General features: G+C 68.3%; 17 protein-coding genes and 3 pseudogenes. 7 read left to right on the forward strand and 13 right to left on the reverse strand.

What is annotated here, in order from left to right:
* Positions 1–53: 53 nt before the first annotated feature.
* The 5 genes from BLU84_RS07065 to BLU84_RS07085 all read right to left on the reverse strand — a co-directional run bounded on the left by BLU84_RS07065 (position 54) and on the right by BLU84_RS07085 (position 8,681).
* The gene (locus tag BLU84_RS07065) at positions 54–4,868 is read right to left on the reverse strand and encodes an RHS repeat-associated core domain-containing protein (protein WP_139174750.1); all 4,815 of its coding nucleotides are present in this window, start codon (positions 4,866–4,868) and stop codon (positions 54–56) included.
* A 188-nt stretch (positions 4,869–5,056) separates the two neighbouring features.
* Positions 5,057–5,791 (reverse strand): LytR/AlgR family response regulator transcription factor, encoded by a 735-nt coding sequence (locus BLU84_RS07070; RefSeq protein ID WP_074864393.1) that lies wholly within the window; start codon positions 5,789–5,791, stop codon positions 5,057–5,059.
* Positions 5,788–6,834: a sensor histidine kinase gene (locus BLU84_RS07075; protein WP_074864395.1), complete on the reverse strand. Its 1,047-nt coding sequence runs from the start codon at positions 6,832–6,834 to the stop codon at positions 5,788–5,790. Before BLU84_RS07075 ends, BLU84_RS07070 begins: the two co-directional genes overlap by 4 nt.
* Before the next feature lie 100 nt (positions 6,835–6,934).
* Positions 6,935–7,849, reverse strand: coding sequence for an alpha/beta fold hydrolase (locus tag BLU84_RS07080; protein WP_074864397.1), 915 nt, complete (start codon positions 7,847–7,849; stop codon positions 6,935–6,937).
* Positions 7,850–7,991: 142 nt separating this feature from the next.
* Positions 7,992–8,681: a GNAT family N-acetyltransferase gene (locus tag BLU84_RS07085; RefSeq protein WP_074864398.1), complete on the reverse strand. Its 690-nt coding sequence runs from the start codon at positions 8,679–8,681 to the stop codon at positions 7,992–7,994.
* Positions 8,682–8,841: 160 nt separating this feature from the next.
* On the opposite strand from BLU84_RS07085, the gene metF reads away from it, so the two are divergent.
* A complete protein-coding gene (gene metF / locus BLU84_RS07090) occupies positions 8,842–9,666 on the forward strand; it encodes a methylenetetrahydrofolate reductase [NAD(P)H] (protein WP_074864400.1) in 825 nt (274 codons plus the stop codon).
* Between the two features lie 18 nt (positions 9,667–9,684).
* Here metF and BLU84_RS28360 read toward each other — a convergent pair.
* Positions 9,685–9,756, reverse strand: a pseudogene (locus BLU84_RS28360) (DUF6053 domain-containing protein); the annotation flags it as partial.
* 315 nt (positions 9,757–10,071) lie between these two features.
* On the opposite strand from BLU84_RS28360, the gene BLU84_RS07095 reads away from it, so the two are divergent.
* The 4 genes and pseudogenes from BLU84_RS07095 to BLU84_RS28365 form a co-directional block, all read left to right on the forward strand.
* The gene (locus BLU84_RS07095; RefSeq protein WP_074864402.1) at positions 10,072–11,340 is read left to right on the forward strand and encodes a M12 family metallo-peptidase; all 1,269 of its coding nucleotides are present in this window, start codon (positions 10,072–10,074) and stop codon (positions 11,338–11,340) included.
* Positions 11,341–12,184: 844 nt separating this feature from the next.
* On the forward strand, positions 12,185–12,922 hold the full coding sequence (locus tag BLU84_RS07100; RefSeq protein WP_074864404.1) for a DUF4124 domain-containing protein: 738 nt from the start codon (positions 12,185–12,187) through the stop codon (positions 12,920–12,922).
* A gap of 121 nt (positions 12,923–13,043) precedes the next feature.
* Positions 13,044–13,958, forward strand: coding sequence for a branched-chain amino acid transaminase (locus tag BLU84_RS07105; protein ID WP_074864406.1), 915 nt, complete (start codon positions 13,044–13,046; stop codon positions 13,956–13,958).
* Positions 13,959–14,119: 161 nt separating this feature from the next.
* Positions 14,120–14,200: pseudogene (locus BLU84_RS28365) on the forward strand (DUF6053 domain-containing protein); the annotation flags it as partial.
* Positions 14,201–14,280: 80 nt separating this feature from the next.
* Here BLU84_RS28365 and BLU84_RS07110 read toward each other — a convergent pair.
* From BLU84_RS07110 to BLU84_RS07135, 6 genes are all read right to left on the reverse strand, one after another.
* Complete coding sequence (locus BLU84_RS07110) at positions 14,281–15,618, reverse strand: sensor histidine kinase (RefSeq protein WP_074864408.1); 1,338 nt, start codon at positions 15,616–15,618, stop codon at positions 14,281–14,283.
* A gap of 3 nt (positions 15,619–15,621) precedes the next feature.
* The gene (locus BLU84_RS07115) at positions 15,622–16,302 is read right to left on the reverse strand and encodes a response regulator transcription factor (RefSeq protein ID WP_057946468.1); all 681 of its coding nucleotides are present in this window, start codon (positions 16,300–16,302) and stop codon (positions 15,622–15,624) included.
* Between the two features lie 552 nt (positions 16,303–16,854).
* Complete coding sequence (gene rimK, locus BLU84_RS07120; RefSeq protein ID WP_074864410.1) at positions 16,855–17,763, reverse strand: 30S ribosomal protein S6--L-glutamate ligase; 909 nt, start codon at positions 17,761–17,763, stop codon at positions 16,855–16,857.
* Between the two features lie 145 nt (positions 17,764–17,908).
* On the reverse strand, positions 17,909–18,418 hold the full coding sequence (locus BLU84_RS07125) for an ATP-dependent zinc protease family protein (protein ID WP_083382387.1): 510 nt from the start codon (positions 18,416–18,418) through the stop codon (positions 17,909–17,911).
* A 537-nt stretch (positions 18,419–18,955) separates the two neighbouring features.
* Positions 18,956–19,582: a hypothetical protein gene (locus BLU84_RS07130; RefSeq protein WP_074864412.1), complete on the reverse strand. Its 627-nt coding sequence runs from the start codon at positions 19,580–19,582 to the stop codon at positions 18,956–18,958.
* Between the two features lie 270 nt (positions 19,583–19,852).
* Positions 19,853–20,233: a VOC family protein gene (locus BLU84_RS07135; RefSeq protein ID WP_074864414.1), complete on the reverse strand. Its 381-nt coding sequence runs from the start codon at positions 20,231–20,233 to the stop codon at positions 19,853–19,855.
* A 166-nt stretch (positions 20,234–20,399) separates the two neighbouring features.
* Between BLU84_RS07135 and BLU84_RS07140 the strand changes: the two genes are divergently transcribed.
* Entirely contained in the window at positions 20,400–21,326 is a 927-nt protein-coding gene (locus tag BLU84_RS07140) for a DUF7832 domain-containing protein (protein WP_074864416.1), read from the forward strand.
* 54 nt (positions 21,327–21,380) lie between these two features.
* On the opposite strand, the pseudogene BLU84_RS07145 reads toward BLU84_RS07140, so the two are convergent.
* A pseudogene (locus BLU84_RS07145) lies at positions 21,381–21,739 on the reverse strand (bleomycin resistance protein).
* A 534-nt stretch (positions 21,740–22,273) separates the two neighbouring features.
* Between BLU84_RS07145 and BLU84_RS07150 the strand changes: the two are divergent.
* Complete coding sequence (locus BLU84_RS07150) at positions 22,274–23,893, forward strand: methyl-accepting chemotaxis protein (RefSeq protein ID WP_074864418.1); 1,620 nt, start codon at positions 22,274–22,276, stop codon at positions 23,891–23,893.

A 23,893-nucleotide genomic window follows, 5' to 3' on the forward strand; every position in this document is an offset into this window, starting at 1 on the left:
CAGGACTACAAACGATGAAAACGAAGCCAATCCAAACCTTCTCAGATAAGTCACTAGAGCTCCCCCGGATGCGCTTGATCCATCAGTGAATTGAACCAATTCCCCATGCCCGCCGACTCGGCATTATCGAGCATAGCGCCCGGTCGGTCATACAACTTGCGCATCTCTGCGTGCGATAGGTACATCGAGTTGAGGAATGCCTCGGCTTGTGCGCGGGTCAACTGCTGTCCTGGCTGATAGCCTGCACGTTCATATTCGTCCTTCAGCTTGCCATCCAACTGCCCGCACTCAAGATAGTCGCGAACAGGATGCAGTGGCCCAACCCCACTGGGCTTCATAGTTTTGATTGCAGTCTCAAGCTTATTGACACCTTTCCTAAGCATCCCACCCCAACCAGGAGCATTCTTTATTGAGAACGGATTGAACTCCAAGGCATACCGCCACTCGTTCCCTCGTCCACCACCACGATTTACATACGCTCTAACTGTCAGAAGACCCGACGGATCAGAGAAAGAAAGCGGACTCCCTCCGGCGTAGCCATACGTATCGATCCCGCCCAACTGCCCAATGGGATCGCTTTGTAAATATCGACCTGTTGTTGGGTCATAGTCACGATAGTAGTTGTAGATCAGCCCGCTGACCGCATCGAACCGCTGCCCCGGGAACCGCATGTCGAACACGAACTTCGTGCCGTCGAGATCCGGATCTTCATTCGGCGGCGTGTTGCCGAACGCTTCGCTCTTGATGTTCCAGGTCCACACCGCTTTGTTGCGGGTGGGATCGACCACGATCCGCGGCGTACCCAGATGATCAGGCTCGATGTAGTACAGCTTCTGCGTCGCGCCTGAGCCTTGGATCACGCCGACCGGCAGGTCGTCCATCCACACGACCTGCTGCAGAGCAGCGCCGGCGTTGTCGTACTCGCCTAGCCAATTGCCGGCCTCGTCATACAGCGCGTGCCGGATGCTGGTTTCGTTGTAGCGGCGCGCCTGCTGTCCCAAACCGTTGTAGGCGTAGTTCATCTTCACCGCGCCGTCGACCTTGAACTGGCCCAGGCGGCCCAGGTCGTTGTAGACGTACTGTTTGGCAGTACCTCCGGCGCTGGTGGTATTGCCGGCGGCGTCGTAAGTACGGGCGATGCCGGCGACGCTTTGCAGGCGGTGGCTGGCGCTCGGGAACGTATAGCTCTGCGCCGCGCTCGCTCCGCTCTGGAAGCTGGTGCGGTTGCCGGTGGCGTCGTAACCGTAGGTTTCCAGCGGTGTCGCGGTCGGACCGTCCTGCGTCTGGGTCAGGCGGTCGAGCCGATCGTAGTGGTGGCGCGCCAGGATGGTCGATTGGTTCTCCGTGCTGAAGCGGCTGACGTTGCCGACCTCGTCGCGGGTCAGATGCAGCGACAGGCCATCGGGCGCCGAGCCGACCAGACGCGAGACGTCGTAGTTGCGGTCGACGTTGCGCGTCATCGGCTGGCTGTTGCCGTACACCCAGCCAGCGAACGGGCCGTAAGCGGCATAGCCGACCGCGGTCAACAGGATCTCGCGGGTCGAGCCGGGGCGGGTCACGCCGATCTGGGTGATCCGGCCGTGGTTGCCGCGCACGTAGTCGGCCACGCTGCCATCGGGATAGGTCACCGACTTCAGGGCGCCTGCTGCCGTGTAGGCGTAGCGCAGCGTCAGCACCGGGCCGGTGGTGACCACGATCTTGCGGACCATGCGGCCGAAGCGGTCGTAGCAATAGCGCAAGGCGCCACCGGTGCCGACGGACTGGCTCAGCCGCCCCTTGGAGAAGGTCTCTCCGGTCGGGCAGCCGGACGCGACCGTGTCGTAGGTGTAGGTCGTGCCCAGCACGGCGGTGGGATAGGCCCGCTGGGTGAGGCGGCCCAATGCGTCGTAGCTGTACGTGGTGGCGATGCCGCGCGCATCGGTCCGCGTCTTGGTCTGGCCTGCTGCATCGTAGGTGTAGCCGGTCACGCCGGTGTCGGGGCTGGTCAGCTGGGTCAACTCGCCGAATCCGTTGCGCGCGTAGACCGTGGACAGGCCCTTGGGATCGATCACCTTGGTCACTTGATCGAGCGCGTCGTACTCGATCTTGGTTTCGGCGTTGATCCGGCCGGTGCCGACGTCCTGCAAGGTTTTGACCAATCGCCCGAGCGGGTCGTAGTCCTGGTCGCTCACACGACCGAGCGCGTCGGTGGTCGTGTCCGGATGGCCCTCGGCATCGTAGGTGTAGCCGGTCGCGTGGCTCAGGCCGTCCTTGTAGGTCTGCACCTGGCCCAGGACGTTGAAGACGCGCGACAGCGTCGCCTGCACGGTGCCGGCGCTGTTCTTGGTGTCTTCGACCTTGCGGTTGCCGGCCAGGTCCAGGGTGTACTGCACCGTCGCGCCGGAGCGGTCGGTCACGCCGGTCAGGCGCTGCGCGTTGTCGTAAGCGAAGGTCGTGAAGTTTCCGTCCGGAAGCGTGACCTGCTTGGTCAGGCCGGTGGGGAAATACTCGATCTTGGTGACCAGGTCGTCCGTCTCGACGGCGTTGTCGGTACCGCGCACCTTGCTGGCCGTCAGCCAGCCGCGGGTGTTGTACTCGGCGTCGGTGACCACGCCGTTGGGGTCGACCACCGACAACACCCGGCCCTGAGGGTCGTAGCCGGAGATTTCGGTGACCAGGCCCGCCGCATCGATGGTCTTGCGCAGGTCGCCCTTGCGGAAGGTGCACAGCGCCGGCGTGGTCGCGCAGGTGCTGTCGTCGCTGCTGTAATACTCGAAGCGAGTGATGTCGTTCACGTCTGTGCGCGGGCCATCCACCGACTTCAGCAGGCCCAGGAGTGGGCAGGCGCTGTTGGCGGCGGCGACATCGGCGGCTTCGCAGTAGGTGTAGGCGGTGGTGCGTGTCACATTGGCGGCGGTGTCGCGCACGGCCACGCTCAGCGGCTGCATGCGGGCGTTACGGGTGATGCGGGTTTCCCGGTTGCCGATGGCCGAGCGGATCAGGCGGTTGCTGGCGACATCGGTCGTCGCGGTGCTGACCCGCTGCTCGGGTTTGCCGACGGCCTCGGTGGTCGTGACGGTGCGCGCGAGCGCGCCGGTGACCGCATCGTTGGCCTCGGCGTAGGCATATCCGGTTTGGATGCCTCGTCGATCGGTGCCCAAACTGGCGCGACCGCGGAAATCCGTCGATTCGGCATTGTAGGTTTGGCTTACCGCGCCACGACCATCCACCAAATCGCTGACTCGCCGCGGCAAGGCGCCGCTGCCTGTGGTGAGTCCGTAGGTCGTCTGTTGTCCAAGCGCGTCGGTGACAACAGCGCCCCCCTGGGAGCGGTAGCTCAGGGTGACGCCGTCGGCGCCGCCGTCGTGATGGCTGGAGATCACGCGGCCCTTGGCGTCGTAGGCGAAGGTGCTGTAGCGCTTGTTGTCCTCATGGGTCACGCCGGTCAGGTGGCGCGGGAAGCGGCTGTCCTCGTAGTGGTACTTGCGCTGGCCACCGCTGGGGAACGCCGCGGTTTCGACTTGGCGCCCTGACGTATAGGTGTAGCTGGCCAGGGTTGCTCCCCCCGACGTGATCGACGAGATCAGCGCGTCGCTGGAGTTGCCGGCGTAGTTGACCTTCACCGACCGGCCGGTCGAATGCGTCACCGAGTCCAGGCGGTCGTATGCGCCGTAGGCATAGGCCAGCTTGGTCCCGTCCTCGGCCTGCCGCTCCACCAGGCGGCCTTGGCTGTCGAACACCAAGACCTCGCCTGGGCGATGCAGCAGCCACTGCGAGCCCGAGGCGACGATCCGATCGCCGCTGCTGTCGGCGGCAATGAAGGCGCTGCCCACTTTGGCGAAGCGCACTTGGTAGCCGTTGCCGCCGCTCATGCCGAGCGTATCGGCCGAGAGGCTCAGCCGCAGGTCCAGCGAATGGGTCCAGCCCGGACCGAAGCCGCCCGAACGCACGGCGATGCCGGAATGATAGCTGCGCGTGAGGGAGATCCAGCCCAGGTCGAAGTCGATCTGGTTCTCGCTCTTCTCGCCGGTCTTGACGTTGCACGGGTTGCCGACCATTCCGTCGAGGGGGGCGAACGCAGGCATCCCTTCTCCCTCGCAGCTCTTGATCTTGTCGGTGCTGATCGTCGCGACGAAGTCCTCGTTCACGCAGGCGCCGCGCTGGTTGCTCCAGTTCATATGGGGCACCGGGCACTGCGTCCGCCGTGTGCGGGACAGTTCCATCGTATCCGTGCTGTCCTTCACGCACGGACGGGTGTCGGTGTTGTCGCCGCTGAAGTACACGATGTCGAACGTGCGGTTCTCCAGCATTCCCGCGAACTGCGGATCGGGCGGCGTCCAGGCGTTGGACGCAGTGGCCTTTGCGGTGGCCGGGCACGCAGGGGCAAGCTCGTTGTAGAAGGCTTCCAATTCGGCAACAGCGAGCGCCTCCGTGGGGTGCCTCACGCCGGAACCGAGGGTGGCGTCGTAGCCCCACTCCGGATCCAAGGGCTCTTTCAGGCCCATCCAGTAGGTGATCGTCCCTTTGCCGTCGGCGCGCAGCAGGTTGTCTTTGACGACGGTAACGAAGGGATACGGATTAGGGCCCTGTCCACCGTAGGGCAGCGCCTTGATCGCGTCGGCGGCCTGTTGATAGGTGTTGTGGGATTGAGTCTGGCCGGTGGGAACGACGATCTTCCACGCGATCTGGCTTTCCTGCGCGACGGCAACCGGAACGAAGACCGCTGCGAGCCAGACCAAGGCGAGCCTCGAAAGCCAAGACTTGGCGCAGCGGCCGAATTTGCGCTGCGCGAAACGCGTCCCTGTGAGCATGTTCGAACCCGAGAACGAAGGGCTGCGGCGCCGATGGCTATCGCCTGAGCGCCGGGGCTGTCGTCGTTGACCGCCCACCGATATTTTCGTTATCGGCGATGCAGAGATTCAAGTTCGAAAAAACAGTGTTTTTTTACTCACTTCCGGTGCATTTCCGCACGGCAATCGCCAAGCAAAAACGGACGCCTCGCAGCGTCCGTTTTTCTATTCAGTCGACATCGACGCATCGCTCCGACGGCCCATCGACGACCGCCTCGGCGCATCCCCTACAACGACAATCGCTCGCGCAACTCCCGCGACTGCCGCCGCGACACCTCGACCCGGCTGCCGTCCTTGAGTTCGAGCTCGTAGCCGTCGCCCACCGCCAGTTCCACCGACTTCACCGAGCGCAGGTTGACCAGGGTGTTGCGGTTGGCGCGGAAGAACAGCGATGGGTCCAGGCGCGCTTCCAGCGCGCTGAGGCTGCGCGCCAGCAGCGCGCATTCGTTGCGGAACCAGACCCGCGCGTAGTTGCCGTCGACGACGATGCGGTGGACTTCGCGCAAGGCCACGAACCAGCAGCGTTCGCCGTCGCGCAGGAACACCTGGTCGTCGGCGCCGAGCGGACCGCGCGGTTCGCTCGGCGCGGTATCAAAGGGCAGTCGCTGGCGCGCGCGTTGCAGCGCCGCGGCCAAGCGCCCGGGTTCGACCGGCTTGACCAGATAGTCCAGCGCATTGGCTTCGAAGGCCTGCACCGCGTATTGGTCGTAGGCGGTGGTGAACACCACCAGCGGCGCGCTGTCGAGCCCGGCGATGACGTCGAAGCCGCTGCCCGAGGGCATCTGGATGTCGAGCAGGACCAGATCCGGGCGCAAGCGCGCGATCGCTTCCTGCGCTTGCGGCACGTCCTCGGCCTCGCCCAGCACGTCGACCTGCGGCGATTGCGCCAGCAAGGTGCGCAGCTCCTGCCGCGCCAGGCGGGTGTCGTCGACGATCAGTACGCTCAACGGGCGCAGGTTCATTGCGAAATCTCCAGCTGCGCCGACACCCGCGCGCCGTGCTGGCGCAGTTCGAACGCGCCCGGCGGCGAGGCGTGGGCCAGGCGCGTGCGCAGGTAGGCCAGGCCGACGCCGCGGCGCACCGATTCGGGCTCGATCCGGCCGGGGTTGCCGACCTCGATCCGCAGCCGCCCGCCGTCGCCGCGCACGCGCAGGCTGAGCTCGCCGCCGCCGGGGGTGCGGGCGATGCCGTGCTTGATCGCGTTCTCCACCAGCAGTTGCAGCGCCATCGGCGGCAAGCGCAGTTCCAGCGCGGCCGGGTCGATCTCGCGCGTCACCCGCAGCCGGTCTTCGTAATGCACCGATTCGACCGCGAGGTAATCGTCGACCACGGCCAGCTCCTCGGCCACGCTGACGTGTTCGCGCTGGCTATGGTCGAGCGCGTGGCGCAGGGTCGAAGACAGCCGCGTGACCAGTTCGCGCGCGCGCTCGGTGTCTTCGTTGATCAGCGCGCGCAGGTTGTTGAGCGCGTTGAATACGAAATGCGGGTTCAGCCGCGCGCGCAGCGCGTCCAGCTCGGACGCGTTGCGCAGCGATTCGGCGTTGAGCCGGGCGATCTCGCCCTCGCGGTAGCGGCGCATCGCCACCGTCCAGCTCCACAGCGCGGTCCACAGCGCCAGCGCCATCGCCGTCTGCGCCCAGTACATCAGCAGCATCGGCCAGGCGAAGCCGGCGAGGTTGTCCGGCCCCAGGTAGATCCAGTTACCCTTGGCCGCGATCCACAACGGCGGAACCAACAACAATTGCGACAGCGCCGCGCCGATCACCACGCAAGCGAACAGGCGCACGGCCAGCCGCAGCGGCCCCAGTTCGAACCAATGGCGGCGGTGGGCGATGCGGCGCATCAGCCGGCCGGCGAGCCACAACTCCGCCGCCAGCGCGACTGCGATCACCACCGCGCCGGATGTGACCCGGCCGAACGCCGCCGACATGCTCAGATTGAAGGCGCAGTAGCCCGCCCAGAACGCAGCGTCGATCAAGGCCGAACGGGTCGAGTCTCGCAACATGGATCGCTTCGGAGTCGGGGTCGGAACGGGTGGAGGAAAGGGCCGCCGGGCCGCGGCGCGGCGGTCGCGTCATGCGATCCGCCGCTCGGTGCGTAGAGGTTCAACCGGCGGGCTTGGGCTCGGCCAGGAAACCGCGCACCTGATCCTGCAGCCACTGCGGATCGTCCCACATCAGGAAATGGTAACCGTCCTGGCTCATCTCGATGCGCACGCCGTCGAGCTTGGCGTAGTGCTGCTTGAACATCGCCAACGTCGACTCGCGGGTGGCGCCGTAGCGGGCGCCGCCGACCCAGCCGGCCAGCACCAGGGTCGGCGCCTTGACCTTGTCCAGCTCCGGGCGCAGGTCGGTGGTCATCATCTCCACCAGCGCCTGCGCGGTGGTAGCGCGGTCGCTGTCCTCGCCCCAACGGCGCAGCAGCGCGACCTTGTCGTCGCTGGCGGTCATGCCCTGCGCGGTGACGGCGATGCCGCGGAAGTAATGCGCCTGCGGCTGGTTCAGCACGATCGCGCGCATGCCCTCGGCCATCGGCCGGATCGTTTCCGCGGTCAAGGTCGGGCCGTACAGCGAGCCGAGGAAGCCCAGCGTGTCGACGATGACCAGCTTGTCGATCGCCTGCGGCTTGGCGATGCCCATCTTCAGCGCGACGAAACCGCCGAGGCTGTGGCCGATCACCACCGGACGCACCAGCTTGCGCTGCTCGATGTAGGCCAGCAGCTCGTCGCGCATGGCGTCGTTGTAGGCCGCGGTCTTGATCGGCGGCGCGCCGGCCAGGCCGGGGAACTGGACGATGTGGCACTGCACCTTGTCGGCCTGCAGCGCGGCGCAGGTTTCGCGCCAGGTGTCGGCGCCGGAATTGAGGCCGGGGATCATCAGCACCGGCCGGCCCTGGCCGACGACTTCGATGCTCAGATCCTGGAAGCGCTCGCTGGCGGCCTGCGCGGCGCCGGCGGCGAACAGCACGGTCAAGGCGAAGACGATGCGGCGCAGGGCATTGGCAGGGCGGGATTGCGGCATGACGGATTCCTCGGGGGGTGGCGGAGTGGCGCCACTTTGCCGGGCCCTCGCGCCGGCTTGGGGAGATCCGTGAGCAATGGCGGCTGGGCCGGGCGAGCGGCGGCGGGATCGGACGAGCGGCGCCCGCCGCGGCCCGCTGCGCTCAGCCGGCCTGCCGCAGCGACCAGAACGCAATATCGCGCCGCAGTTCGAAGCCGTTGCGCAGGTACAGCTCGACCGCGCGCGGGTTCTCGTGGCTGACGTGCAGGAACGGGATGCGTCCGCGCGCGTGGTTGTCGTTGGCCAGGAACGCCAGCAGCCGGCGCGCGTGGCCGCGGCCGAGGAAATCCGGATGGGTGCAGATCGCGCTGAGCTCGGTGTAGCCGTCCATGCCCATGCGCTCGCCGGCCATCGCCGCCAGCCGCCCGTCCTCGTACAGGCCGAAGTAGCGGCCCAGTTCCATCGTGCGCGGCCGGAAATAGTGCGGATAGACCAGCGCGGTCAGCGCCAGCACGTCCTCGCGCCGGTCCGCGCCGAGTTCGACGATCGGCGCCTCGCCCGCCACCGCCGGCACCGGCACCGGCGCGCGGCAGATCATCTGCGCCAGATCGGCGACCGGGCGCAGCTCCCAGCCGGCGCCGAGCGCCGGCGCGCGGCCGAGCCCCAGCGCGGTGTCGCCCGCCGGCACCAGCGCTCGCAGCGCTGCGTCGTCGATCTGCGCGTCCGCAGCCACACCCAGGAACGGCGCCACCTGCGCCGGATAGCGCGTCACCGCGCCCTCGCCCAGCGCCAGCGCGCGGTGGCGGCTGCGCAGCGAGGCCCAGATCGGATTGTCGAGTACGTCTTCGCTCATGCCGGCCGCCTGAAAGGACTGCCTGCAGGGATGGCGCCGCGGCCGCGCCGAGTCAAGCGGCGGCGCCGTGCGACTTTGGTCCTAGCCCCGCCCGGGCGATATTCCATTCCATCGCGATAAAGAGATATTATCCCCCGAACCCCTCGCCACGGCCCCGCCCATGCTGCCGATCAGCTTCGAGTTCTACCCGCCCAAGACCGACGAGCAGCGCAGCCAGCTCGACAAGACCGCGGCGAAGCTGCGCGCGTTCGCGCCGAGCTATGTCTCGTGCACCTTCGGCGCCGGCGGCTCGACCCTGAGCTACACGCCCGAGACCATCCGCCGCCTGCGCCAGAAGCACGCGCTCGACGCCGCCCCGCATCTGTCCTGCGTCGGCGGCACCCGCAGCGAAATCCGCGAACTGCTGGCGCTGTATCGCGAGATCGGCTGCCGCCGCCTGGTCACCCTGCGCGGCGATCTGCCCTCGGGCATGGCCAGCGCCGGCGACCTGCGCTACGCCAACGAACTGGTCGAATTCATCCGCGCCGAAACCGGCGACCACTTCCACATCGAAGTGGCGGCGTATCCGGAGACCCATCCGCAGGCGCGCGACGCGCTGTCGGACCTGGAGAACTTCAAGCGCAAGGTCCGCGCCGGCGCCGACGGCGCGATCACCCAGTACTTCTACAACCCCGACGCCTACTTCCGTTTCGTCGACGACGTGCGCGCGGCCGGCATCGACATCCCGATCGTGCCGGGCATCATGCCGATCGCCAATTTCAGCCAGTTGCGCCGCTTCTCCGAGCTGTGCGGCGCCGAGATCCCGCGCTGGATCGCCCAGCGCATGCAGGCCTACGGCGACGACGCCGACAGCATCCGCGAGTTCGGCGCCGAGGTCGTGGCCCAGCTGTGCAGCCGGCTGATCGAAGGCGGCGCGCCGGGGCTGCACTTCTACACGCTCAACCTCGCCAAGCCGACCTTGTCGGTGCTCGCGCGCATCGCCTGAGCGGCCTGTGGGAGGGACTTCAGTCCCGACGCGCTTGTTCCTGATCGCCGCGGTCTGAGCGAAGAGCGTCGGGGCTGAAGCCCCTCCCACACATCGGCCGCCTGCACAAAACGGCGAAAACTATCGGCCGCGAAAACCCGGCCGAACCGCCGCGTTCACCCTGCTGAAGCGAAACGACGCAACTCACAAAAACGCGCAGCGCCGCGCTGCGGCAATGGCGAACTGCACGCGCAGGTCTCAGCTTGCGCTTGCCTTGCGACAAGTTCGGTCTTGAGCCGCGCGACCGCGTGCGCGCCCACTGGCGTCAGGATGCATCGCCACGACGAGCGATGCCCTCGCGACCGCCACCGCCGGCCCGGCCACGGGCCCCGCGGCGCGCAGCGGTCCCCAATGGAGAGTGCGCACATGAGTGTCCGCAACAAGCTCTTGCCGTTGAATTTCGCCATCGCCCTTTCGCTCGGCGCCGCCGGCGCCGCAGTCGCGGCCGAACCGGCGCCGCTGTTCTCCGCGCCGGCCAGCACGCTGGCGCGCAGCGCCGACGCCGACATCACGTTCAAGGCGGTCAAGGCCGAGCGCGCCGCGGTGCGCGTCGACCTGGTCCGCGCCGACACCACGCAAGTCACCGAGACCCAGGACCAACTGCTGCTCAACCTCGCCCCCGGCGTCAGCCTGAAGGCGCACAAGCTGCAGGCGCAGCGCAAGGCCGACGGCATCGTGATCTGGCAGGGCATGGTCGGCGACCCGAAAGCCCAGCTCAAGCGCATCAACCAGTTCACCGGCGCCGAGCTGATCGACAATCCGGAAGAGTCGGCGATCCTGGTGCGCCAGGGCAATCAGATGTCCGGCACCGTGCGCAGCGGCGGCAAGCTCTACCGCATCGATCCGCTCAAGGCCGGCGGCCACGCGATCAGCCTGATCGACGAATCGAAGATGCCCGAAGACCATCCGGCCGCCTATGCCGCGCTGCCGTATACGCCGGTCAAGCTCGATCCCAAGTTCGACGAGGCCAAGGCCGGCGAGAAAGCGCCGAGCGTGGTGCGGGTGATGGTGGTCTACACCCAGGCCGCCGCCAACGCAGTCGGCAACACCCTGACCAAGGCCAACCTGGCCATCACCGAAAGCAACCAGAGCTTCACCAACAGCGCGGTCAACGTGCGCTTCGAGCTGGCCGGCCAGTACACCGACGGCTACACCTCGGCCGGCTTCGACACCGACCTGAGCCGCTTCGCCGGCACCAGCGACGGTTATCTCGACGGCTACCACGCCACCCGCAACAGCATCAAAGCCGACGTCAACGTGCTGATCATCACCGACCCGGCGTATTGCGGGCTGGGCTATCTCAACTCGAGCGCGTCCAACGCCTTCAGCGTGGTCGGTGCGAGCTGCATGACCGGTTACTACAGCTTCGCCCACGAGATCGGCCATAACTTCGGCGCGCACCACGATCCGAGCAACGGCAACAACACCATCTATCCGTATGGCCACGGCTATTGGGGTCCGGGCAACGCCTGGCGCACGATCATGGCTTACAACTGCGGCAGCAACTGTCCGCGTTTGAATTATTGGTCGAATCCGAACATCACTTACAACGGTTCGCCGATGGGTACGGCGGCGAAGAGCAACAATGCGCGTGTGCTCAATGAGCGCGCGGCGACGGTGGCGGGTTTCCGCTGATCTCGCGCACCGCGCGGCGCCTTGGGGCGCCGCGCGGTGTTTTTTGGGTTGTGTGCGGTGGGTTCATCAGTTGGGGAGTTACTGGGCTTTCGCCGCGGTTCTGTTTTCGCGGTCGCAGCTTGCGCAGCTCCTACAGGGGCTCCGGCTGGTTTCGTATTCGACTGTAGGAGCGGCGCAAGCCGCGACTGCGCCAATACAGCAACGACGCCACACCGCGACCCCGTCATTCCGGCGAAAGCCGAAATCCAACCGCAGCGACGTAGCTCCGCCATAGCTTCCAGAAACCTCGCAACCCCCAACCCGTCATTCCGGCGAAAGCCGGAATCCATTTTGACTTGGCTCCTGCTTCTCTCATTGCAATGAGTGACGACAAGCCAAGATCAACAGCTTCCGTCCGCAAGCGGCCGGGTCACTTTCTTTGTCTTGCCAAAGAAAGTAACCAAAGAAAGGCGCTTTCCCTGTTTTCGAATCAAGAGCCACTATGGTTCGATGCGGGCGCGGGGATGCGCCACACAGGCCATCCATGGCCTGGGTAGCGCACGGCGCGCATCCTGCGCGCCGCCCTTCGGGTCTCTGTTTGCCTGTGGCGAGTTCGGGGCGGCGGGGGGAGCGAAGAGCAACGGCAAGACGGAAATGGGTTTTGGGTTTTGCCGGAATGACGACCTACGATTTGTTACTGCGAATCGCAGCGACGCGGCGACGTCGCTGCGGTTGGATTTCAGCTTTCGCCGAAGCCGAAGATTCATCGCTTCAGGCCGCAACGGCAGAGCATCGTCGCTTCGGTTGACCACACCCCGCGACCGCTGCACTGTCCCTGCCCGGCCCTCGGCGCTAGTCTTCGCCGATGCCTTTCCCCGTCCGTCTCCTGACCCTGCTGCCGCCGCTCGCGCTGGTCGCGGCCGCGCTGTCGCCGAGCGCCGCCCAGGCGCAGATCCGCCGCTGCACGGACGCGCGCGGCAATTCCGTCTACACCGATCGCGATTGCGCCGCCGTCGGCGGTGTCGATCGGCTTCCGCGCGGTGCGGCGGCGGCGGCCAAACCCGAGGCCGCCTACGTGGGCGGCTGCGCGCGCAATCTGCGCGATCTGGTCGGCGCGATCACCACCGCCATCGATGCCCACGACGGCAACAAGCTGGCGGCGGTCTATCACTTCGCCGGCATGTCCGACGACCAGGGCTATGCGATCGTCCAGCGCCTGGACGCGATCGCGCAGCGGCCGTTGCTGGATATCGCGCCGGTGATGGGCGCCGCATCCGAGCCCCCGCCCGCGCCGCGCCCCGGCCCCTGGACCACGCTGCCGCCGGCCCCGCCCAACGCCGCGCTGGCGCCGCTGCCGCCGGTCGCGCCGCCCGCGCCGGCCACCGGCCTGGGCCGCCCCGCCGGCATGGACGGCGACAACGCCGCGAGCGCCGACAGCGCCGCGCCCGGCAGCGAGGCGACCGCCGCGCCCGCACCGGCCCCGCGCCGCGCAGCGCCGGTTGCGCTGCGCCTGGAGCAGACCCTGGCCAACGGCGTCACCCCGTCGCGCACCGTGTTCGGGCTGACCCGCCACTTCGGTTGCTGGTGGATCAAAGGCGGCTGACAGCGCGCCTGAACAGGCGTATCCGACGTGCCCTGCAAGCCCATACGCCGCAGTCGCGTTGGGAAGGGGCCGCGGTGCAGGGCACAATAGCGGTTTCCCTACCCCACGACGGAAGCCGACGATGCAATACCCCGAATGGATCTGGCACAACGGTTCGATCAAGCGCTGGGCCGACGCGACCACCCACGTGATGTCGCACGCCCTGCATTACGGCTCCTCCGTGTTCGAGGGCATCCGCACCTACGACACCCCGAACGGGCCGATCATCTTCCGCTTGAACGACCACAACCAGCGCCTGTTCGCGTCGGCCAAGATCTACGACATGGCGATCCCGTACTCGCTGGCGCAGATCAACGCCGCCTGCCATGAAGTGATCAAGGCCAACGGCAACACCACCGACTATCTGCGTCCGGTCGCTTACCGCGGCCTCGGCGGTTTCGGCCTGTCGGCCGACACGCCCACCGACGTGGCCGTGGCGACCTGGAAGATGGGCCAGTACCTGGGCCCGAGTGTGCTGGAAGAAGGCATCGACGCCTGCGTGTCGAGCTGGCAGCGCTTCGCTCCCAACACCATTCCGGCCGGCGCCAAGGCCGGCGGCAATTACCTGTCCGGCCAGTTGGTCGCGCGCGAAGCGCGCCGCCTGGGCTTCGGCGAAGGCATCGCCCTGGCCTCGACCGGCCTGCTGTCGGAAGGCGCCGGCGAAAACCTGTTCCTGGTCTTCAACGGCGCGCTGCACACCACGCCGGTGAGCGCGGCCCTGCTCAACGGCCTGACCCGCAACACCATCATCACCCTGGCCCGCGACGTCGGCATCGAAGTGGTCGAGCGCGACCTGCCGCGCGAGTATCTGTACCTGTGCGACGAGTTGTTCATGTGCGGCACCGCCGCCGAGATCACCCCGATCCGTTCGGTCGACGGCCGCCAGGTCGGCGCCGGCCGCCGCGGCCCGGTGACCGAGCGCATCCAGGAACTGTTCTTCGGCCTGTTCAACGGCAAGACGCAGGACAAGCACGGCTGGCTCGAAGCGGTGAAGTAAGCCGGACTCGATGAAGCCGGCCACGCCGGCCTGTCGCGACGCTACCGCGGGCGCCGCATTCGTCATTGACGACGGATGCGGCGCCCGTTGCTTTGTAGGGATTCGCTTTGTAGGGCTTCGTTTTGCAAGGCTTCGCTTTTGTGGAGCTTTCACGCGCTTTTGTGGGAGGGGCTTCAGCCCCGACGCTGTTCGATCACACCGCAGCGACCCGGCACAAAAGCGTCGGGGCTCAAGCCCCTCCCACAAAAGCCGAATCGCGGTCCGAAGCCAGCGCCTGCAAGCGGAAGTCCCCACGCCCACCCAAACGCTTACGCAGCGGCGATCACGCCGCCGGCCGCGAGAACGTCAGCGTCGCCACCACCCCGCGCACGTCGCCCGGCTTGACCCGCACGTCCCAGCCGTACAGGTCGCACAGGCGCCGCACGATCGACAGGCCGATGCCGCCGCCCTGCGAGTGCCCGGCGTGGGTGCCGCGATAACCGCGCTCGAACAGCTTGGCCGCGTCTTCCGCGCTCAGGCCCGGGCCGGAATCGATCACCTCGACCGAGCTCGCCAACAGCCGCACGACTACGCCGCCCTCGGTGGTGTACTTGACCGCGTTGCCGATCAGGTTGCCCAGCGCCACCGCCACCGCCGCTTCCGGCGCGTCCACCACCAGGCCGCGCTCGCCTTCCACGCTCAGCGCCAGGTTCTTGCTGCCCAACTGCGCGCGGTGCGCGTCGAGCAGTTGTTCCGACAGCTTGGCGATGTCGGTCGAGCCGTGCCCGCGCTCGTTGCGCGAGAGCAGCAGCAGCGCGCTGATGAGGTCGGTGCATTGCTGCTCGGCGCGCTGGATCCGCAACAATCGGTTGCGAGTCTTGTCCTCCACGTCCGGCCGCGACAGCAGCAGCTCGACCGCGCCCTTGATCACCGCCAGCGGCGTGCGCAGCTCGTGGCTGACGTCGGCGTTGAACTCGCGGTCGCGCTGGACCACGTTGGTCAGGCGCACCGCGTAATCGTCCAGCGCCTCGGCCAGCTGGCCGACTTCGTCGTCGGGGAAGTGCGAGGCCAGCGCCTCGGACTGGGCGCTGCGTCCGGAGCGCTTGATCCGCAGCGCCAGCTCCGACACCGGGCTCATCACCCGCGAGGCCGCCCACCAGCCCACCAGCAGCGAGAACAGGGTGAACACCAGCACCGACAGATACAGCGCGCGGTTGAACTGGGCCTCGCTGCGCGCCGAGGGCGTGATGTCGTAGGCCATGAAGAACCAGGCCTTCGGCGTCTTGCGCACCGCCAGCTTGTAGGCGAACGGCCGGCCGTCCTCGCCGGTGCCGTTCATGGTGACGATGCCGTCCTTGAGGTCGTACCACTCCGGCCGGTTGATCCGCACCGACTCGAACTTGTCCGGGGTGTAGACGAAACCGCGCACCTGGTCGAACGCGGTCTGGGTGTTGCTCGGATCCAGCTCGAACTGCTGCGCGGTCTTCTCGATGTTGCGGTTCATCACGTCCTCCACCAACTGGTTCTCCACCCGCGTGCGGGTCCAGTTGGTGGCGAAGGCGAACATCGTGGTCAGCCCGAATCCGAGCAGCACGAACGACAGGATGATGCGGCTGCGCAAGCGCCGCCGAAAGCGCTTCCTTTTTTTCAGCCGCGCTGCGGAAGGGTCGGACGAGGCCACGCGTCAGCCGTTTTCGGGGGCCGCGATGCGGTAGCCGATGCCGTGGCGGGTCTGGATCAGCGGCGTGTCGAACGGCTTGTCGACCACCGCGCGCAGGCCGTGGATGTGCACGCGCAGGCTGTCGGAATCCGGCAGCTCCTCGCCCCACACCCGGGTCTCCAGCTCCTGCCGGGTGACCACCGCCGGCGAGGCTTCCATCAGCGCCTGCAGGATCTTCAGCGCGGTCGGGTTGAGCTGCAGCAGCTTGCCCTGGCGGCGCACCTCGAGCGTGTCGAGGTTGTATTCCAGGTCGGCGGCGTTGAGCACCCGGGTCTGCACGCCGCGGCCGCGCCGCGACAGCGCGTTGAGGCGCACTTCCACTTCCTGCAGGGCGAAGGGCTTGATCAGGTAGTCGTCGGCGCCGGAGTCGAAGCCGGCGAGCTTGTTGTCGAGGCTGTCGCGCGCGGTGAGCATCAGCACCGGCGTCTGCTTGCGCGCTTCGTTGCGCAGCTTGCGGCACACCTCCAGGCCGTCGATGCCGGGCAGGTTCAAGTCGAGCACGATGGCGTCGAAGTCGTGCACCACGGCCAAGTGCAGGCCGGTGATGCCGTCGGCGGCGAAATCGACGGTGTGGCCGCGGTCTTCGAGAAAGTCGCCGAGGTTGGCGGCGATGTCTTGGTTGTCTTCGATTACGAGGATGCGCATGGGCTCGTCCCAGTGGGGTTGGCGGTACGACCATCGGCCGCGCGCCCGGGTTCCTGAGGCGTCGCACGCGAAGCGGCGACGGCAGGCGGAGGATTCTGCCAGAGCGTTTGTAAAATGAACGGGAAACGGACGGCTGCGCAAGCAGGCGCGCTTGCCGCGGCGGGCGAATGGGCCAGAAGTCACGCGCCCGCCCCGCTGCGCCTGATTTGCGAAACACCCTGAAAAACAAAGGCCCAGACGCGGGGCCACCGCGTCTGGGCCAAAAGGTGTTGCCCCGATTACCGTAACCTGCGTTCGCCCAGATGACGTCTGACGAGGAGCGTGATTGGGGGGATCGACAGTGCTGCGGTGGGGTAACGCTACGCGGATTTCGATTAAACCGCCGTTAAAAACGGTGTTAAATAAAAGTTAATTACAACCTGAAATTGGAATCGTCCCGGCCCGGCCCTTCCGCGCCGGGGACTCGCCGTTCGGCGGGTCGCCGACAGATGACCTGCCCGGCTTGCCATTTGCCGGGGATCGGGCAAGCCGGCCCCGGCCCGGAGGCCGCGTTCAGCGTCTCGCGACCAGCCGGCGGACCGGCTTTTCCCGCACCTGGCCGGCCACGAAATCGACGATTTCCACCGCCACGTCCACCCCGCTGGCCTCCTCGATGCCCTCCAGGCCCGGCGAGGCGTTGACCTCCAGGACCAGCGGGCCGCGGGCCGAGCGGATCAGGTCGACGCCGGCCACGCCCAGCCCCAGGACCTGGGCCGCACGCACCGCCACCTCCTGTTCGGCGGCGCTGGCGCGCACGCCCTTGGCGGTGCCGCCGCGGTGCAGGTTGGAGCGGAAGTCGCCCTTGGGCGCCTGGCGCTTCATCGCCGCCACCACCCGGTCGCCGACCACGAAGCAGCGCAGGTCCGCGCCCTTGGCCTCGGCGACGAACTCCTGCACCAGGAAGTTCGCGTACAGCCCGCGCAGCGCCTCGATCACGCCCTTGGACGCCGACAGCTTCTCGGTCAGCATCACCCCGGCGCCCTGGGTGCCTTCGTTGAGCTTGATCACGTGCGGCGGCGGGCCGAGCATCGACAGCAGGTCGGCGGTGTCGTCGGGGTTGTCGCCGAACACCGTCGCCGGCAGGCCGATGCCCTGCGCGGCCAGCAACTGGTGGCTGCGCAGCTTGTCGCGCGCGCGCAGGATCGCGTCGGAGGTGTTGGGGCTATAGCTGTCCATCAGTTCGAACTGGCGCAACACCGCCGAACCGTAGCGGGTCACCGAGGCGCCGATGCGCGGGATCACCGCGTGGTAGCCGGCGATCTCGCGCCCCTTGTAATGCATCTGGAAGCCGTCGGAGGCGATGCGCATGTAGCAGCGCAGCGGGTCGAGCACGCGCACGCTGTGGCCGCGGTGGCGCGCGGCTTCGACCAGCCGGCGCGTCGAATAGAGCTTGGTGTTGCGCGACAGGATCGCGAGCTTCATGGCGGGATCGGCTGGAAGGTGGACGGAAAAGGACGCGGGACGGGATCGTGCCAGCGGGTGCGGATGCAACAGGTGGGATCAAGCGGAGATGGGGCGTGCGCGGGCGGCTTCAAGCCGGCGACGGACCGGCTGGGCCGGCCGGCGCTCACGCGCGCGGCGCCCGCCGCCGCACGCGCCCATGCAGAAACGAGCGCGAGGGGTCGACGGTGAACGCGTGCGCGACCGCGGTGCGCCCGAGCAGCATCGGGAAACGCATGCCGCGACGATCCGCCAGGTTTATGTCAATTTCGCGTTCGCTGCCGGCCAGACTCAGCACGGTGCGGATGAACACGCGACGGGTGCGGTGGCCGCCCGAATCGGTGACCTCGCGTTCGTCGAACACCGGCGCGGTCGCTTCGACCACGCTGGCGCCGACCACGCCCCGGCTCAGGCGAAAGCCGACCCACGGCGCGCCGGCCTCGACGAAGCGCCACTGCGCGTCCACGTGCAGCGCCGAACTGCGCGCGCCGGTGTCGATCTTGGCGCGCATCGCGGCGATGCCCAGCCGCGGCAGCGCGGCGAATTCGCGCCAGCCCAGCAGGATCGGCGGATTCGACAACACGGGCGGATCCGACAGCGCGGGCGGAACCTGTGCTTGCGGGATCGGGGAAGACATCGCACCTCCGTTGTGGCGAATACTGAAAGAGTCGGGGGCGACAACGACGAACATCCGGCGGCGTCCATGACGGACCGCAGCCGCAACGAAAAACAGCGGCCTCGCGGCCGCCGTGACGTTGCGGTCGCGGCAGGCGCGGACGTTGCGCGGGCCTCGTGATCGAAGCTGCGTAGCGATGCGCGACAGGCCGCCGCGGGACCGGGCGCGCAGTCTAACCCGGCCGCCGTGCAAGCGTCATGCGATTTTCGCGGCAATGATTTTTTTACATCGGCGCGCGCCGGGCAGGCGCTGGCGGCGGTTGGCGGAGCGTCTGGAGAGCGGTAGTCGCAACGGCGGTGGCCGAGGTCGCGATGGACTGGCTTGCGCCGTGCCTGCCTGAATCGTACAGGTGCGAATCGCAACGGCTTGAATCGCGCTGGCTTAGGTCGCGCCGGCTCGAATCGCAACGGCCGCGAGCGCGATGAATGCGGCGCGACAGCCGGGAGCGCCAACGCCGGCGCGTTGAGGATCGCCTCGCCGATGCGTCGCGGGCGGCACTCAGTTGCCGCAGTTGCGCCGCTCTTCCTCCAGTTCCTGCGCCACCGCTTCGGCGCCGAGCACGGCCAGGTCGCGGATGTTCTTGCGCGTCTCGGCGCAATCGCTGGGCCCGCCGCCGCCGAACATTCGGCCGATGCGCTCGACGGTCGCCGCGATCGAACGCGGCGGCTGCATGCGAAAGCGCTGCGCGCCCTGCCCCGGCAACGGCGGCGAACGGCTGGCGAAGGGCTTGGCCGCGGGCGGCGGCGCGTCCCAGGGCGCGCGCGGCGCGGATGTGGGCGGTGCGGACGCAGGCGGCGTTGCGGTCGCTGCGCCGTCGGGTGCGATCTCCACCGCGGTCAGACCGGTGTCGGACGCGGGCGCCTGCGCAGGTGGCGCGACGACCGGCGACGAACGAGGTCGTGCGCGCGGCGCGGCAGAAGCCGGCGGCGCCTCGCGCGACAGCGGCGCGGCTTCGACGCGCAGCGTCGGCACACCCGCCGGAGCGATCGCCGGCGGCAGCCACACCAGCACCGGATCGTCGTCGTCGGCCGCAGCCCGCGGCGGCGGCATCAACAGCTTGCTCGCCAGCCAGAACAAGGCCGCGTGCACCGCCACCACCACCGCCCAGGCCAGCATCGATTCCAATCGCGAATTCCGCGACCGCCCGGCCTGGCGCATCGCCCGTCCCGGCGCCGCCAGCGCCGCTTGCTCCGCCTGCATCCGTTCCCGTCCTTGTGCGTCGAGCCGACCACGCGAGTGTGCGTGCAAGCGGCGACTCGGCGAAGGCCGGCCCGGAGCATCGGTTGGCCGGCGTTCAAGCCGGCCGCGCGCGCATCGCGGCGCAAGGGACCAACAGGCGAGCAACGGCGGCGACCCTCGCGCGCAAGCCTGCGCCGCGCTCGCGCGGCCCGCGCTTCAGCGCTCGGCCGCCACCGGCAAATTGTGGCCGATGCGCCACAACACGCCCGACGGATCGGTCAAGGTGAAATCGCGTATTCCCCACGGCCGGTCCTGCGGCGCATCGATGCGCGCGCCGAAACCGCCGGCCGCGTCCGCCGCCAGCGCCTGCGCATGCCAGTCGTCCGCGTTCTCCACCAACAGGTGCATGACGAAGTTGCCGGCATGCTCGGGCACATAGAACCGCTGCAACAAGAACGCGACCGGGCCGTGGCGGACATAGGCCAGATCCTCCGACGACCACGGCACCTCGAACCCGAGCGCCTGATAGAACGCCTTGCTGCGCTCGAAATCGCGCGCGGGGACGAAGGCTTTGAGTTCGACGGCGGTGAGGTTCATGGCGGTGCGATCCGAAGCGGGCGTGCCGGGGCTGCGCGGTATTGCGCGACCGGCGCTCGCGCCGAGCATGCGCCGCGCCGTCGTCGCGAGCAACGCGCCTGCCCGCGCATCGATGCGCCCCAGCGGACATCGATATGATGAATCCCCGCATCGCGAGCCGACCCGCATGACCGCCACGGACCTCACCGACCTGCTGCTCGACGCGCTCGGCAAGCGCATCGACGATCCCGCCGCCGTCGCCCTGGCCCAGGCGCTGGGCAGCAAGCCGTTCAAGAACGCCACGCCCGGCAACACCGTGCACCTGCGCAGCCGCAAGCTCGGCATCGAGGTCGGCGCGTCGATGCAGATCGACAATCGCGCGTTCTTCCCGCCGCGCAAGGACGGGCGGCGTTGGGTCACCTGGGTCTCGCACGCCTTCGTCTATCCGAACTACCGCGGCGCGCTGCCGGACGGGTTCGATTGGTCGCTGGACGATGCCGCGCTGTCGGCGCGCTTCCGCCGCCGGGTCGAAGGCGGGCTGGAGGAAGTGCGCTACACCTTGCCGCCGCCGCGCGAAGGCCTGCGCGCCAAGGCCACGTTGGACGAGGACGACAACCGGCCGCGGCATCTGCTGCTCGCCGTCGCCGAGGAAGCCGATTACGCGACCGTCTATCCCGGCGCCGACCCGGCGCATTCGGTCGAGGACGGATTCTTCGCCGCGTGGTGCGCGCTGCACGGCATGCTGCGCGAAGACCGCCTCGGCGCCGACGCGCTCGCCGCGCTGCGCGAACGCCGGATCACGCCGCTGGCCTTGCTGTGCGACGCGCTCGGCGGGCTGTTGTGGGAAAACGATGTGCGGCCCGAGCATGCCGCGTTCTGCCACGCCTACGCCAAGCGCCTGATGGAACCGGACGAGGCCTGCGCGCTGTGCGACGCGCAGGCGGTGTTCGGCGACAGCAACGCCTGGCGCAAGCCCGGCGAGGCGATGACCCAGGACCGCTGGGACGAGTACGACCGGATCGCGCCGCGTTACGCGCAGCGCTGGCAGCAGTGGCGCGACGGCGAGATCCGTTCGATCGTCGATCACCCGCACGGCGCCGACGCCACGTCCTGAGCGCGGCGCGGACGCGGCGGGCGGACGGTTGCGGCGCCGCCGCGGCCGCCGGCCTCAGCTGCGGTCGGTGGCGAAACGCAGGCGGTTGCCGTCCGGATCGGTCACCAGCATCTCGCGGGTGTCCCAGGGCGTGTCCTGCGGCGGCTCGGTCGGGGTGACGCCGTTGGCCACGAAGCTGCGGTGGCAGTCGTCCACGTCGGGCACGATCAGGTACGCCGCGCCGCCGACCTCGCAATCGCCGGTGTGCTCGGTCAGGAACAGGGTCTGGCCGGCGCGGGTGATCTGCACGAACAGCGGGAAGCCGGTTCGAAGCGGTGCTCCCAATCGACCGCGAAGCCCAGCCCGTCGACGTAGAACGGCAGGCTGCGGTCGGCGCGCAGGATGCGCAGTTGCGGGATGACGGTCTGGCGCATGCGCGGGCTCCGTGCGGCAGCGGTGGGCGGGACGCGCGCAGGCGAGGCCGGTCCCGGCCGCTGCGGCGAGCGGTCGCGGGCCCGCGGTCTCCGGCGGGCGCCGTCACTCATATCACGTTTCCCGGCGACGCCGGCCGCACCCCGGCCCTGCCGTCCGCGCACGCCCCCGGGTCGGCGCCGCGCGCGCTGTTGGCCGGTATACGGCACAAGTCCGGCATGCCAATTGTGAGTTTTCCGCCTTTTCCATATGCTGCCTCCCACATCAACGACCGCTTTTGGACGTGGATTGAACGTGGCGGCAGCGAATCGAGCGCGTCCGGATCCGGCCAGCCGGCGCCGCCCGACTGCGAGTCCGCCCGCGCATCCACCCGCCGCAACACCGGGCCGCGGGCGCCCGCGCCGCGAGCGACGCCCGGCGCGCGCGGACCGCGTTGCCCGCCCACCGCTCCGCCCGTCCCCTTCCACCCCCGCCGGCGCCGCCGCATCGCGCCGGCGCAAGCCAGCGCCGCCGACGGCCTCCGCAGGGAACCGATCATGATCAACATCACCATTCGCCAGCGGATCGTGCTGAGCCTCGTCGTGACCTTCGGCGTGCTCGCGCTGATGGGCGGCATCGCCTGGCAACGCCTGTTGCACATCGAAACCGAAGAGGCGGCGCTGCGCGACGACTCCATCCCCGGCATGTACGCGGCGGCGAAGATGGAATCGTCGTGGATGACCTACCACGCCAACGTGCGCGCGGTGACCGTCTCCGGCGCCGACGACGTCGCCCGCCTGGAGGAACTGGTGCGGCTGCGCCGCAGCCAGTTCGAAACCGCCGCCGCCGCTTACGAGCGCACCATCCGCCGCGACGAGGACCGCACCCAGTTCGGCGAGATCATGCGCCAAGCCCAGGCCGCCTTCGCCCTGCAGACCGAGCTGATGCGCATGGCGCACGAGCGTTCGCCCGGCCTGGGCGCGGCCTGGCGCGACCGCGCCGCGCCGGTGTTCGAGCGCAACAACAGCGCGCTGTCGAAGATGGTCGACAACAACCGCGGCTACGCCGCCACCTCGGTCTCGCGCATCGACGAGGCGATCGCCGCGGCCAAGACCGGGATCGCGTTCTCCTTCCTCACCGCGCTGATCCTGGCGGGCCTGGTCGGCTTCTACCTGTGGCGCGCGATCACCCAGCCGCTGCGGCAGCTGTCCGGCGCGGTCGAGACCCTGGCCAAGGGCGATTTCAGCAAGCGCCTGGCGCTGGCGCGCAGCGACGAATTCGGCACCCTGGCCCAGGGCTACGACCGCATGACCGACGATCTGTCGCAACTGGTCGGGCAGGTGCAGTCCTCCGGCATCCAGGTCAATTCCTCGATCAACGAAATCACCGCGACCCTGCGCGAGCAGCAGGCCTCGGCCGCGCAGATCGCCGCCACCACCACCGAGATCGGCGCGACCTCGCGCGAGATCGCCGCCACCTCCAAGGAGCTGGTGCGCACGATGGACACCGTCTCGGCCGCGGCCGAGCAGACCTCGTCGCTGGCCGGCAGCGGCCAGGCGGGGCTGGCGGAGATGGAGGAATCGATGCGGCGCATGATCGACGCCACCGCCGCGATCAGCGCCAAGCTGGCGGTGCTGGCCGACAAGGCCAACAACATCAGCCAGGTGGTCACCACCATCACCAAGGTCGCCGACCAGACCAACCTGCTCTCGCTCAACGCGGCGATCGAAGCGGAAAAGGCCGGCGAATACGGGCGCGGCTTCTCGGTGGTGGCCACCGAGATCCGCCGCCTCGCCGACCAGACCGCGGTGGCCACGCTCGACATCGAGCAGATGGTGCGCGAGATCCAGTCGGCGGTCTCGGCCGGCGTGATGGGCATGGACAAGTTCTCCGAGGAAGTGCGGCGCGGCACCCACGACGTGCAGCAGGTCGGCGGCCAGCTGTCGCAGGTGATCGACAACGTGCAGGCGATGGTGCCGCGCTTCGAAGCGGTCAACGAAGGCGTGCAGGCGCAGTCGGCCGGCGCCGAGCAGATCAACCTGGCGCTGAGCCAGCTCAGCGAGGCCGCGCAGCAGACGGTGGAAGCGCTGCGCCAGTCCAACCAGGCCATCGACGAACTGCACCACGTCAGCGCCGGGCTGCGCGACGGCGTGGTCAAGTTCAAGTTGCTGGCCTGA

The sequence above is a fragment of the Lysobacter enzymogenes genome, assembly GCF_900106525.1.
Lineage (GTDB): Bacteria > Pseudomonadota > Gammaproteobacteria > Xanthomonadales > Xanthomonadaceae > Lysobacter > Lysobacter enzymogenes.